We start from the raw sequence: 13,591 nt of genomic DNA on the forward strand, positions 1-13,591 counted from the left end.
TAGTATTTAAAAACGTTCTTTTTTAGTCTGTTTTTTATTATGTAAACTTAATTGTGTTTATTTTATTTACAGTGATTTTATATACCTGTAAAACGTCGAAAAGGGGAATGCAAGGCAGTTGATGTATTAATACCTCCAGAGGGAGAGGAGGTGTACACGGATTAAAAAAGATTATTATTAATTTTTTTTAATTATTTACATTATGAGACGATGTGCGCAAGTTTTAATTGGAGTTTTGATTATTGGTATGAGTTCATTATTAGCTAGTTGCAGTGCAGACGATAATAATAACTTAGAAATTGACAAAGCATTAAGTGTTAACAGTATTAATATTGAAAAAACATGGATTGTAGCTCATTTCGACTTCCAAGAAGGAGTGAGTAGAAGTCATAAAGAAAGATACCAAAAATCACTAATTGAAATTGATATCATGAAAGGTGGAAAGTACCAGGCAATTGACAAATACAGTTTAGAGGAATCTAAAGGAAATTGGGTACTAGAAGGTGAGATGATAAGTCTAGAAAATGATGCCGACGGAGAAGTGAAGAGATACAGAATCATTGATTTGAGTAGAGCAGAAGCTCTAGTTAGTCCAATTAATGTGAAAGAGATCTCACAAATGGAATTAGTGAGCTTTAAGAAATAGCTTCAGATAAGTTCACCTTATTGACAAAAGAGCAATCTATATTTTATAGGTTGCTTTTTTTATTGTATTGAAGTTTAAGTATTGGTGTTTTTTATTTTATTTTGAGAGTTAATGGTTTTTGTAAAATAGTTATGTTAAGTAGCTGTTTTGTAGTAGTATTATTTGTGTTTGTTGTTTATATTTAAAATATTGTTATATTTTTCTTGTTTGTTCATTAAACAATTTTAATTTTGCAAAAAAAATAATATAAAAAGATGGAACAATTTACTACACAGAAAAGTGCAACTACACCTCCTCAAGAGAATAAGAAAGTAGTAGCTGGTATTTTAGGAATTTTATTACCTATTTTCGCTATCCATAAATTCTACTTAGGGTATACTAAAGAAGGTGTTATCCAATTAATCTTAGGATTAGTTACTTGTGGATTTGCTGGAATCATTGGACTTATTGAAGGAATTATCTATTTAACTAAAACAGATGAGGAGTTCTATAATACATACCAAGCAAACAAAAAAGGTTGGTTCTAATACATAGAAACATATAAACAAAAAGCCACTATTCAGTGGCTTTTTTCGTTTGTCTTGTACTTAGATAAGTCGCAAGAAGGGCTATTATAGTCATGCCTATAAGCGTATAGAAGAACCCATTCCAATTGCCTTTATTCACAAAGACTCCTGTAGAACTGCCTATAATACTTGAGCCTATATAATAAAAGAACCAATACAAGGCTGTAGCGGAACTTTTAGCTTCCTTACCTAGAGTTGTAACTACTCTGCTAGCGACGGTGTGTCCACTAAAGAATGAGATGGTGAAGAAAGTCAATCCTAATAGGATAATAACAAGATTGTCCATATACATACCTATTACACCTATTAACATTAATCCTAAAGCAATCAATAGTATTTTACGAGGAGAATATCTATCTGATAAAGATCCGGCAACCATATTACCAAAAATACCAAATGCGTACATTAAGAATATCATAGCGATTAGGTAATGAGGTAAGTTATAAGGTGCTGACTCAAGTTTAAAACCTAAAAAGTTATACACACTCACGAAGGCTCCCATTAGACAGATTGCTACGAGGTACATAGCTAGTATCTTATAGTTTCTAAAGATAGATTTCATCTGTCGTAACTTGTGTTTTATTTTTAGTTTTTTAGGAGTGAAGAATCTAGACTCTGGAAATAAGATATAAAAAGCAACGGCAATAACTACAGCGAGTATACCAATGGTAAATACTGCTGCTTGCCAACCTAGCCACCCAGATACTAATGCGGCGACAATTCTTCCAAACATTCCTCCAAAAGTATTTCCTGCCAAGTAAAAACTTATGGCAGTCCCGATGTATTTAGGGTCTATTTCTTCTGCTAAGTAGGCTAATGTCACTGCTGATACCCCAGATATGCACATTCCTTTTATAAAGTTAATATTGACTAAGATAGAAAAATCATTAGCCCATACAGATAAGAGGGTGAGCATCGTAGAGGTGACTAGAGAGAAGAGCATGATGTCTTTACGTGGATAACTATCTGCAATAAATGCAAAAAGTAATAAACCAATAGCCATACCTAAAGTACTAGCAGATACTAGATAGCTACTCTCAGAAGGTGTTACTTTAAAGTATTGTGTGATTTCAGATAGTATAGGCTGGAAATTATATACTTGAGCGAATACAGAAACTCCTACTAAAAATATACTCCATTTAATCTTTTTATATGTAGTGGTTCCTTTAACTGCTCTTATATGAACAACTTCTTCTGTATAGGTGGTGGTATTCATATTCTTTATTTTTTGTAAAGTTACGAGTATGCTATATATTAGTAAAACGGTATTTTTCTATCGTATCAATCGATAAAAACGATCAACTCATGGAACTAAGACAATTAAGGTATTTCTTAAAAGCAAAAGAATTACTCAATTTTACTGAAGCCTCTAAGCATCTATTCATTACACAGAGTACATTGTCTCAACAAATAAAACAGTTAGAAGAAGAAATAGGCCAGCCACTATTTGATAGAATAGGGAAGCGTATAGCATTGACAGAAGCAGGAGAGTTATTCTCTTTTTATGCAGAGAGAAGCATAAGAGCTGCAGAGGATGGAAAACTCTTGTTAGAGGATTTAGAGGGACTAAAGACAGGAGTATTGCGTATAGGGCTTACGTGGGGACTAAAGTCTTTAGTACTGTCTTCTCTTACTCTTTTTACACAGACATATCCAGAAGTAAAGATAGAGGTTACATTTGGTACGACTAATGAGCTAATGCAGTATCTAGAGAAACAGTATATTGACTTTGCTTTGACTTTTTTTGATGGAGCGCATGAAGAGAACTTCATTTATAAAACAGTCTTGATATCTGATATGGCCTTTATGGTAGCAAAGGATTCAGAATTAGCTCTACTGAAAGAGATTAGACTAAAGGAGATAGAACAGTACCGATTAGCCCTTCCTGTGCAAGGATTTAGTACGCGTAACTTTTTAGACAGGGAGTTCGAAAAGTATAATATCCGACCTAATATCGCCATAGAGACTAATCAAACTTCTATGATTATTGACCTTGTCAAAAAAGGAGCTTATCAAACTGTTCTTACTTACGCAACTGTACATGGAGAAAAAGACCTTTATGCTATCCCGATTATAGATAGTGATATGAAGCGAGAAGCTGTTATTATTCAATTAAAAGACAGTTATCTCAAAAAGTCCGTGAGAGTATTTGTCGATTTATTAATGAATGAGAATAAAGATGAGTTAAACACATTATAACTGTATGTTTCAGTCTCTGTTTAGGTAATAAATGAGCTGTTATTTACCATGAAATAGAACTTAATGAGATTTATTTTAAAAAAGGCCGAATTGTGATTACTTTAATTTTAACGTTATAAAATTTAATTAATTAAAAAATGAAGAGTTAATACTTGTGTTTGTTTGATAGAATCCGTGTATACATTAGTATACCGATAATCTAACTAATTGAGTTTACATAAATTGATAAGTTTTTTTCTTTTGTTAGCCACTTTACTTTTTTATATTTGCGATTATTTAATTTGATTCTAAATAAAAACAAACGAGTAAATGATAAGAATATTATTAATTCTTATACTGATAATAGTTTCTTTCATCTCTGTATTTGTTGGCGTAAAAGATATATCTGTATTTGATATACACCAACTAGATCAGGATGAGATATTGGTTATGTTAGTAAGTAGATTACCCCGTATGATATCTGTATTAATAGCAGGTATTGGTATGAGTATTTCTGGATTGATTGTACAACAGATTTCTCTTAACAAATTTGTCTCACCGACTACGATGGGGACTTTAGACGCTTGTAAGATGGGAATATTATTTAGTATGATATTATTTCCAGGAGGAGGGATGGTCTATAAGATGATCTTATCATTTACAATAGCTTTATTAGCAAGTGTTATTTTCTTAAAGATCTCGAGTAAGATAAAAATGCGCAATATCATTTTTATTCCATTAGTAGGGATAGTTTTTGGAAATATCCTGAATGCAATATCTACGTTCTTTGCTTATAAAACGAACTTGGTTCAGAATATGGAAGGTTGGCTGATAGGAGACTTTTCATCTATTATCAAAGGGAACTATGAGATTTTATACTTAGGAGTTCCGATTGTGTTCTTGAGCTATTTATACGCTAATAAGTTTACTATCGTAGGTTTAGGAGAAGACACCGCGAGTAGTTTAGGATTAGACCATAAGAAGATTACTTATCTAGGATTGATATTTGTAGCTATTACTTCTACTGTAGTGGTTCTGACAGCAGGTGTGATTCCTTTTTTAGGACTTATTATTCCTAATATTGTGAGTTTGATGTTTGGAGATAATCTTAAAAAGACGATTAGTTATACAGCATTGATAGGAGCGATCTTTTTAATGGTATGTGATATAATAAGCAGAATGTTAATAGCGCCTTATGAGATTCCGATAGGATTAACAGTAAGTATTATAGGTGGATTAATATTTTTAATACTAATATTTAAACGCGCTAAACATGTTTAAGAACAAGATTATTACAGTTTTAGCAGTTGTTTTATTATTATTCATTGCTATATATATGTTCACCTTTACGGGAACCAAATTAGATTATGTATTACCTAGAAGAGGATATAAGGTTATTGCGATGATTTTAATATCGTTTGCTATAGGATATTCCTCTATTATATTTCAGACAATATCAGCTAATAGAATCTTGACACCTTCTATTATGGGGTTTGATTCATTCTATTTGTTGTTACAGTCTTTGCTAGTGTTTGCTTATGGAGATAGAACATTTCAGGTTCTTAATTCAGAAACCAACTTTGCGATATCTGTAGTATTAATGTTAGGATTCTCTTTAGTGATGTACTATTTAGTATTCAGAAGAGAGAGTAAGAGTATGTATTTATTACTATTAGTGGGACTGTTAATGGGAACACTGTTTAGGAGTTTTTCTTCTTTTATAGTAATGCTTATTGATCCTAATGAATTCTTAATCATACAGTCGGCAATGTTTGCTTCGTTTGATAAGATAAACCTAAATTTATTGACTATATCCGCTGTCTTATTAATAGCCTCTATGCTAGTAGGGATTAAATATTTTAGACAGTTAGATGTACTTAGTTTAGGTAGGGAGAATGCCATAAGTCTTGGGGTAGACTATCATAAAGTGATCAAAGCTAATTTGCTTATTATCTCTGTGATGGTAGCTATTTCTACGGCATTGGTAGGGCCTATTACGTTCTTAGGAATATTAGTTGCCAATTTGACTTACGAGCTTGTGAAGAGTAGTAAGCATAGTTATATGGTACTAGCATGTTGTTTGCTAACAGCGGTTACTGTTGTAGGAGGACAATATCTAGTGGAGCATCTCTTTAATATGAGTACTACTATTAGTATTATTATCAATTTTGTAGGAGGGGTGTATTTTATTTATTTATTATTAAAAAGTAACAAAGGATGATAGAAGTAAAGAATGTATCTAAGACGTATGGTGAGAAGATGATTCTAAATGATGTGTCAGTTTCTTTTCCAAAAGGAAAAATCACATGTCTAGTAGGAGGGAACGGAACAGGTAAGAGTACTCTGTTATCTATTATTAGTCGTTTAGTCGCTAAAGACTCAGGACTTATCAATTTATTAGATCAAGATATTGTCAATTTTAAGAATAGAGATTTCGCAAAAAGATTATCAATCTTAAAACAAGCAAATCATCCTAATGTAAGGTTAACAGTTAAAGAGTTAGTCGAGTTTGGGCGCTTTCCACATTCTCAAGGTAGAATGAACGCTATCGATCATGAGAAGGTAGAGGAGAGTATTGCTTTTATGGGACTAACAGATATTCAAGAACAATACATAGATGAATTAAGTGGAGGACAGCGTCAACGTACTTTCTTAGCGATGGTGTTGGCTCAGGATACAGAGTATATTCTGTTAGACGAACCACTTAATAATTTAGATATGAAACACTCTGTCGAGATTATGAAGATTCTTCGAATTTTGGCAGATGATTATGGAAAGACCATAATTATTGTAGTGCACGACATTAATTATGCTTCTTCGTATGCAGACTATATTGCAGCAGTTAAAGATCATAAGATTATCCATTTCGGATTAACGGATGATATTATTCGCGAGGATATTATGAAAGAAGTTTTCGATATAGATATGACTATTGTAGATAACTGTAATAATAAGGTGTGTATATACTTTAAATAATTTTAACTAATCGAGTTGTTATGAGTAAATTTTTAATAAGCTGCGTGGCAGCTTCAGCTTTAATCTTTACGTCTTGTAAAGAAACGAAGACAGAGACTACAGAGGAGAATGTAGCAAAAGTGACAGTTGAGCACTTGTCAGGAACTACTGAAGTAAAAGAAAATCCTAAAAATGCTGTTATTCTTAGTTATGGAATGATAGATACTTTTGAGGATTTAGGTATAGAATTTAAAGGAGCTCCTAAAGGTAATATGCCTGCTTACTTATCTAAGTATGCAGATGATGCTAACTTAGTAGATGTAGGTGGTATTAAAGAACCTAATATGGAAAAAATAAATGCAGCTGAACCAGAACTTATCATTATCGCAGCTCGTACTGCTGCTATGTATGATGAGTTTAGTAAAATAGCTCCTACTATTAATCTTGATATTGATATTAAAGATTATATGAATTCTTTTAAAGCTAGCCAACGTACAGTAGGTAAGTTGTTTGGTAAAGAAGAGTTGGTAGAGAAAGAGTTAAAAGTAATCGATGAGCGTGTGGCTAAGATTAACGAGACTACTGCTAAATCTGAGAAAAGAGGTTTAGTTGTGCTTGCTAACGAAGGACGTTTAAGTGCTTATGGAAAAGGATCTCGTTTCGGGATTATCCATGATGTATTCGGATTAAAACCTGCTGATCAAAACATCGAAGCTGCTACACATGGTCAAGCGATCTCTAATGAGTTCATTAAAGAATTAAACCCAGATTACATCTTCGTAATCGATAGAGGAGCTGCTATTAAGAGAGCGACTATGGGGAAAGAAGAGTTTGCTAATGCATTAGTAAAACAAACAAACGCATATAAAAATGATAAAATCATTTTCTTAAACCCAGAAATATGGTATTTATCAGGAGGAGGACTTAAGTCTATCAAAATGATGTTAGACGAAGTTGAGCAAGCAATTGCTGAATAATCTTTAATTTTTTTGCGATAAAAGCTATCTGAATAAGGTAGCTTTTATTGTGAAATAGTGTTGTGGCTTGAGCAAATTCTTGTTAGAAGAGGCCAAGCGTGTGCTGTTTTTAGAATAGAAATCAAAACAGTGTGTATAAAAAAATCCCTAATGATTATTCGTTAGGGATTTTTTTGTATGATATAAAGATTTACTATTCTTCTACTTCGTCAAATACAGGAACAGGGCGTTTGCTCTCATTGATCGCTACTAAAGTAAATGTACCAGTCATCGCTTTTTCTCTTCCTTCTCTGTACATACTTTCTACGAATACATCTACGCGTACATCTAGGCTCGTTCTTCCTACACGTACTACTGTCCCGATAAGCTCTACTAGTGTTCCTGCAGGGATAGGATGATTAAAATCAATCTTATCACTAGATACAGTTACAATAGGTTTACGACAGAAACGTGTAGCTGTCATGAATGCTATCTCATCCATAATGTACATTACCGCTCCACCGAACATGGTGTTGTGGTGATTAGTTTGTCCTGGGAATACAGCTTTAAATACGTGTGTTTCCGAATCCTTTATTTTTTTTTGGATACGTAACTCTCTGTTTGTTAATTGACCTTCCATATTGTTGTAATGATTCTTTTTTTGAGTTAGTTATTACTTTTAATATTCATAAATTATGGAATAGCTATTTTGGCTTTTAGTTGTTTAGTATACTATTCTTTCTAAAATGTCATAAGGGAAAGATATTAGTATAACTATGTTGCTTCAAATCGCGAAAGCAATACCATAATATTATACTTCTACTGTGTAGGTGATCTGACTTATAATTAGTTCTAATTACTTACAGTTGCGCGACAGCTCGTGAGTTTCACACGATTCCCCTGACAGAGTAGTTTATTCAATGTATAACCTTGCAAATATAAGTACTATAAATGGGAAATGATTAATCTAGTGTAAATCTTAGTTCATTTTTAACCCAGATTATGTATTTGGCATCTAAACGAATAGTTATTATACAAAACAGGTCTACATGAGTGATTTCACTTAGAGTAAGGTTATATCGCTAATGAAAGAACCAGGGGGCAGAATTGCTTTGTAGTATTGGGTTAATATGTAAGGTGATTCTGAGGGGGATAAAGCTTTTAGGGGGAGTTATTTGTTGTATTAATCAGTGTATATTTCGCCTTGATTTGTATGTAAAAAAAACTTATTTAGATCTAATTAGCGATACGTAATCTGATTTATAAAGTGAATAGCTTAAATTGACTATTTATGTCTTTATTTATTACAGTTCTAAATAGTAGTGTTTTTAAATTACATTTCTGTTTTTAATATTTTTTATAAGTTATTTATTTGATAATCTATATTATCTATGATATTGTTATAATACTGTCTCTCTATTTTTAATATACTTCAAGGGGTAGTATATTTAGAATCATTAAAAATAAGAATAGTAAAAATGAAGACAATTAAATTAGCCTTGATGGGTTGTGTAGTTGCAATAACTATGACATCTTGTTATACAGCAAAAGTAGCAGTAGGTGATACTGATCTAACAATGCCTGTGGTAGAAGTAAACAAAAAGAAGAATCATGCGCTTATAGCAGGTTTAATTCCTTTAAACAAAGGGTATAAAGGAAGTGAACTAGCAGATAAGAAAACGAACTATGTTGTGAAGACTCAAATGAGCTTTGTAGATGGTCTATTAGGATGTATTACTTTTGGTATTTACACTCCTACGACTACCACTATCTATGTACCTATGGAGGACTTTAAGAAATAGTTGTTGCTCTTAGAAGTATTAAAAAGGATTAGATAATCAGTAGATTATCTAATCCTTTTTTTGTTTTAAGCGTTACATCAGTTATCATCATCAGATTATATAGTTCATTATTCTACCTAATGTACTATGAAATGAATCTGATAGATAATATAAAAGTTCTATTAGGTATAATAGCATAGTGTATCTACTTCATTTCTATCGGTTGTTTAGGCAGGAATGAAGTAGAGTACTACACTGTATCTGATCAGCTAATCTAGAGCTATTTCTTCGTGATATAAACTTGTGCTATTCAGTTTCTCTTCTTTGTTTTTCCACATTGTCCAGATATGGATCGTACCGTACGTCCATTGTTCTTTCAGTGTGATCAGTCCTATTTTATCCATTCGTTGTCCTACCGTATCATAGATCTGAAATTCCTCTTCTTCATTGTGAAAGATTACGACGCTTAGCAGGTCAGATTCTGCTGTCATGCTGTTATAGCTATTGTCTTCCCATTCTAGTTTGATTTGCTTATCTTCTGTAAGTTGTATTTTATGGATATGTGCTACAGGAAGTGTTCCTATAGATACAGTGACTAGATTGAGTTGTAAGTACCCTCTGTCACCTTCATAGCCGATACCATGTCTGAGTAAAAATGAAGATTGTTGTTCTGTCCCATTGATGAGTGATTTCTCACCTTGTCTCATTGGTGTGTATTGATTAATAAATCCTCTTATTTTGGCTAAAAAAGAAGATACAAGTGCCATTTTCTCCTGCTGTATCCGCTGTTTTTCTGAAAAAGGTTTAGTGCTTTTCCTCGCTTTAGATCGCCAGAAATAGCGACCTCGCCATCTTACGCCTATTACGGGACCTACCTTACCAGATACGCCACCTAACATTCCGTTCATTGCTTCTGCCATAATTTTGATTTTTAAATGGTTGATTTACTTTTTGTAAAATTAAGATATCAGAAGGGTACTTTTCTTCTAGTTCACTTCTCGTCCATTTATTGAACCCTTGATGAAGTCAGTAAATACGTTTTTAGAGGCAAAAAAAGTTAAAAATACTTTGAATACTATCAGCATTTTATTTAAAACTGTCTTTATTGAAAGTTGATTTGACATTTGAGTTTAGCTTATATTTCTATGATGTTGCTTGAGGGTTGCTAGAGGCATCCTTGCACCTTCCTTCGAGAAAATGCCTCTCTAGGCTAGTAAACTGCAAGAAAACCCCTAGAATACTCCTAGAATCAGCAAGAGAGATGGTGTAGATTGTGAATTATACTTATAAGTAAAAAGGATAAGGGAGCTGAATGAAAATAACTTTATTTTTAAGGAGTTAATAAAGTTGAAATATGAAGAGTAAAATAATATTATTGTTATTAAGTGTGGTATTAGTCACTATATCTTGTAAGAAGAAGATAGAAGAATTTCCTAATACGACTACAGAAGAAGTGGTTCTTGCAGAAGAGGAGTGGGATGACGAAGGAGAACTAAGCGAGTGGGATGATAGTGCTGATTTTACAGATAAAAGATGGAAGGATGTAGATGTTCATTATACGTACCATTTTACAGGTAAGATAGATGATAAATATGCTTTTGATATGTATTTAAAAGTATTTGAAGACGAGATATCAGGATATTACTATTATCTAAATAATGGAACTTTTATTGATATTAATGGAACTGTGAGTCATGGAATTTTAGAGTTTAAAGAAGAGTTTGGTAATACATTCAGAGGGCACTTTGATTATGATAAAGGAGAGGTAGTAGGTGAATGGACTAATGTGAGCAATGGTGCTGTAATGCCTTTTGTAATGGCTAACCCTAAAGGTAAGGGGTACCCTCAGAAACAGTATAAAGCGTTTTTAAATAAAACTGATTATTCGAACGATACTTATAATGTAACTGAGATAGCTGAAATAAGTGATAAACATGAGGTTAAACGAATAGAAATTGAGTCTGTATTTTGGTATTATAAGGACGAACCTAATTTTAAGATTTATTTACAAGATTATAATTTTGATGGTTATTTAGATATTTCAGCATTTCATTTTTTACCAGCGTATCCACCAGTCAAATTTCAATTCTTATTGTATAATTCCAATAGTAAAGAGTATGTTTTTGATGAAGTATATAATGATTCTATTTATACCTCTGTACCTGGAACAGATTTTAGAAAGAAGTTATTATACGAATATGGAGAAGGTAGAGGAGGAACTGAAAAAGTTTATAAGTTACATGAGAATAAGCTCTATGCTGTTTTTGGAACCTATATTGGAACAAGAGAAATAGATGATTCTTTTAATCCGCCAACATGGTATTATAAGATAAAGAATGGGAAAGAAATAGAAATAACAGAAGAAGAGTTTAATCAAGTTTATGGTAAGAATGTTTTAAAGTTTTTTGAAAGTAAGTATTGTTATGAGTTGTAAAAGTGATTATAGAATAATGTAATTACTTGTTTAGAATTAATTTGTTTAGTAGGGGCAAATGCTTATTTTTAGAGTCTATTAAACCAATTATGAAACAATTACATTACGACCGAAAAAACTTAACAGACCAAGAGTTACTTGGACTTTATAAAAAATTACTCAAACCTAGAATGGTAGAGGAAAAGATGCTTATCCTGATCAGACAGGGCAAAGTATCTAAATGGTTCTCCGGAATAGGGCAAGAGGCTATCAGTGTAGGAGTGACTGCTAGTTTAGAGCAGGACGAATACATTCTGCCTATGCACCGAAACTTAGGGGTGTTTACCTCTAGAGATATTCCTTTACACCGCTTGTTCTCTCAATGGCAAGGAAAGGCAAATGGGTTCACTAAGGGACGTGAGCGTTCTTTTCACTTCGGTACACAAGAATATCATATAGTGGGGATGATTTCTCACTTAGGTCCCCAGTTGGGTGTAGCAGATGGTATCGCTCTAGCGCATACCTTGAGAAATGAGAATAAGATAACAGCAGTATTTACAGGTGAAGGAGCTACTTCTGAAGGAGACTTCCACGAGGCGCTGAATATTGCTTCTGTGTGGGACTTACCTGTTCTTTTTGTAATCGAGAATAATGGTTATGGACTGTCGACTCCTACGAATGAGCAGTATAGATGTGAGCATCTAGCAGATCGTGCGATAGGATATGGGATGGAAAGTCATATTATAGATGGGAATAATATCTTAGAAGTATACCAGCGGATCAGTGCACTGGCACAATCTATGCGTGAGAATCCTCGTCCTGTATTGATAGAGTTCTTGACCTTTAGAATGCGTGGGCACGAAGAAGCTAGTGGTACAAAGTATGTGCCTCAAGAACTGATGGATATGTGGCAACTAAAAGACCCTGTGGAGAATTACAGAGCTTATCTAAAAGAAATAGGCGTACTGACAGATGCTTTAGACGAACAGATTAGAGAAGAGTTTAAACAAGAGATAGACAAGGACTGGAAGGCAACACAAGAAGAGCCTGCTATAGTAGCTGACTTGGTTACGGAGCTAAATGATATGTATGCTCCTTATCAGTATGAAGATATACAACCAACAGCAGAAGTAGCTAATATTCGACTGATAGATGCGATATCAGAAGGGTTAAAACAATCTTTTGAACGCCATGATAACTTAATTATCATGGGGCAAGATATTGCAGAATACGGAGGTGCATTTAAAGTAACAGATGGTTTCGTAGAGCAGTTTGGCAAAGGGCGTATTCGCAATACACCTATCTGTGAGAGCGCAGTAGTCTCTGCCGCGATGGGGTATTCTATCAATGGAGGAAAAGCGATTATGGAGATGCAGTTTGGCGATTTTGTATCTACTGGGTTTAATCCGATTGTAAACTATTTGGCAAAGATACATTACAGATGGAATGAGAAGGCAGATGTGGTCGTGCGTATGCCGTGTGGTGGTGGTACACAAGCAGGCCCATTCCACTCACAGACCAATGAAGCTTGGTTTACAAAAACACCAGGACTTAAGGTAGTGTACCCTGCTTTTCCGTATGATGCAAAAGGGCTAATGGCTACTGCTATTAATGACCCTAATCCTGTGATCTTCTTTGAGCACAAACTGTTGTATAGGAGTATTTATCAGGATGTACCTAAGGATTATTATACACTGCCGTTTGGAAAGGCGAGTGTGTTGAGAGAAGGGGCAGATGTGACCGTAGTGACCTTCGGAGCAGGAGTGCATTGGGCGATGGAAGTGCTAGACAAGCACCCTGATATTAAGGCTGATTTGATAGATTTACGAACTTTACAACCTTTAGATGAGGAAACTGTATTTAAATCAGTGAAAAAAACAAATAAAGTTATAATTTTGCAGGAAGATTCCTTATTCGGAGGAATTGCAAGTGATATGTCGGCGATGATTATGGAGAATTGTTTTGAAGACTTAGATGCACCTGTAAGAAGGGTAGCCAGTTTAGAGACAGCCATACCATTTGTGAAAGCTTTAGAAGATCAATATCTGCCTAAGGACAGATTTGAAACAGCGCTATTAGATTTGATAGCCTACTAG

Annotated in this window: 13 protein-coding genes; 10 read left to right on the forward strand and 3 right to left on the reverse strand. The window is 33.7% G+C overall.

The window, feature by feature from the left end; all coding sequences use genetic code 11:
- Positions 1 to 247 precede the first annotated feature (247 nt).
- Entirely contained in the window at positions 248 to 646 is a 399-nt protein-coding gene (locus E0Z07_RS11005; protein ID WP_225602616.1) for a hypothetical protein, read from the forward strand.
- 254 nt (positions 647 to 900) lie between these two features.
- Entirely contained in the window at positions 901 to 1,173 is a 273-nt protein-coding gene (locus tag E0Z07_RS11010; protein WP_006263211.1) for a TM2 domain-containing protein, read from the forward strand.
- Between the two features lie 28 nt (positions 1,174 to 1,201).
- Here the strand turns inward: E0Z07_RS11010 and E0Z07_RS11015 are convergent, their stop codons facing one another.
- On the reverse strand, positions 1,202 to 2,428 hold the full coding sequence (locus E0Z07_RS11015) for an MFS transporter (protein ID WP_131540741.1): 1,227 nt from the start codon (positions 2,426 to 2,428) through the stop codon (positions 1,202 to 1,204).
- An 89-nt stretch (positions 2,429 to 2,517) separates the two neighbouring features.
- Between E0Z07_RS11015 and E0Z07_RS11020 the strand changes: the two genes are divergently transcribed.
- The 5 genes from E0Z07_RS11020 to E0Z07_RS11040 all read left to right on the forward strand — a co-directional run bounded on the left by E0Z07_RS11020 (position 2,518) and on the right by E0Z07_RS11040 (position 7,322).
- A complete protein-coding gene (locus tag E0Z07_RS11020; RefSeq protein WP_016649641.1) occupies positions 2,518 to 3,411 on the forward strand; it encodes a LysR substrate-binding domain-containing protein in 894 nt (297 codons plus the stop codon).
- Positions 3,412 to 3,720: 309 nt separating this feature from the next.
- Positions 3,721 to 4,671, forward strand: a complete 951-nt coding sequence (locus E0Z07_RS11025; RefSeq protein WP_058699486.1) for an ABC transporter permease — start codon at positions 3,721 to 3,723, stop codon at positions 4,669 to 4,671.
- Entirely contained in the window at positions 4,664 to 5,611 is a 948-nt protein-coding gene (locus E0Z07_RS11030) for an iron chelate uptake ABC transporter family permease subunit (protein ID WP_006259398.1), read from the forward strand. Before E0Z07_RS11025 ends, E0Z07_RS11030 begins: the two co-directional genes overlap by 8 nt.
- Positions 5,608 to 6,366, forward strand: a complete 759-nt coding sequence (locus E0Z07_RS11035) for an iron ABC transporter ATP-binding protein (RefSeq protein WP_006259395.1) — start codon at positions 5,608 to 5,610, stop codon at positions 6,364 to 6,366. Before E0Z07_RS11030 ends, E0Z07_RS11035 begins: the two co-directional genes overlap by 4 nt.
- Positions 6,367 to 6,386: 20 nt before the next feature.
- On the forward strand, positions 6,387 to 7,322 hold the full coding sequence (locus tag E0Z07_RS11040; RefSeq protein WP_058699487.1) for a siderophore ABC transporter substrate-binding protein: 936 nt from the start codon (positions 6,387 to 6,389) through the stop codon (positions 7,320 to 7,322).
- Between the two features lie 193 nt (positions 7,323 to 7,515).
- Here the strand turns inward: E0Z07_RS11040 and E0Z07_RS11045 are convergent, their stop codons facing one another.
- Positions 7,516 to 7,941: an acyl-CoA thioesterase gene (locus E0Z07_RS11045; RefSeq protein WP_006259391.1), complete on the reverse strand. Its 426-nt coding sequence runs from the start codon at positions 7,939 to 7,941 to the stop codon at positions 7,516 to 7,518.
- Positions 7,942 to 8,779: 838 nt separating this feature from the next.
- Between E0Z07_RS11045 and E0Z07_RS11050 the strand changes: the two genes are divergently transcribed.
- Positions 8,780 to 9,103, forward strand: coding sequence for a Bor family protein (locus tag E0Z07_RS11050; protein WP_039329141.1), 324 nt, complete (start codon positions 8,780 to 8,782; stop codon positions 9,101 to 9,103).
- Between the two features lie 248 nt (positions 9,104 to 9,351).
- Here E0Z07_RS11050 and E0Z07_RS11055 read toward each other — a convergent pair whose 3' ends face one another.
- The gene (locus E0Z07_RS11055) at positions 9,352 to 10,002 is read right to left on the reverse strand and encodes a DUF6266 family protein (protein WP_131540742.1); all 651 of its coding nucleotides are present in this window, start codon (positions 10,000 to 10,002) and stop codon (positions 9,352 to 9,354) included.
- Between the two features lie 434 nt (positions 10,003 to 10,436).
- Between E0Z07_RS11055 and E0Z07_RS11060 the strand changes: the two genes are divergently transcribed.
- Positions 10,437 to 11,516 (forward strand): XAC2610-related protein, encoded by a 1,080-nt coding sequence (locus E0Z07_RS11060; RefSeq protein ID WP_006259388.1) that lies wholly within the window; start codon positions 10,437 to 10,439, stop codon positions 11,514 to 11,516.
- An 89-nt stretch (positions 11,517 to 11,605) separates the two neighbouring features.
- Complete coding sequence (locus tag E0Z07_RS11065) at positions 11,606 to 13,591, forward strand: alpha-ketoacid dehydrogenase subunit alpha/beta (RefSeq protein WP_039329142.1); 1,986 nt, start codon at positions 11,606 to 11,608, stop codon at positions 13,589 to 13,591.

This window comes from Myroides odoratimimus, assembly GCF_004337635.1.
GTDB lineage: Bacteria > Bacteroidota > Bacteroidia > Flavobacteriales > Flavobacteriaceae > Flavobacterium > Flavobacterium odoratimimum.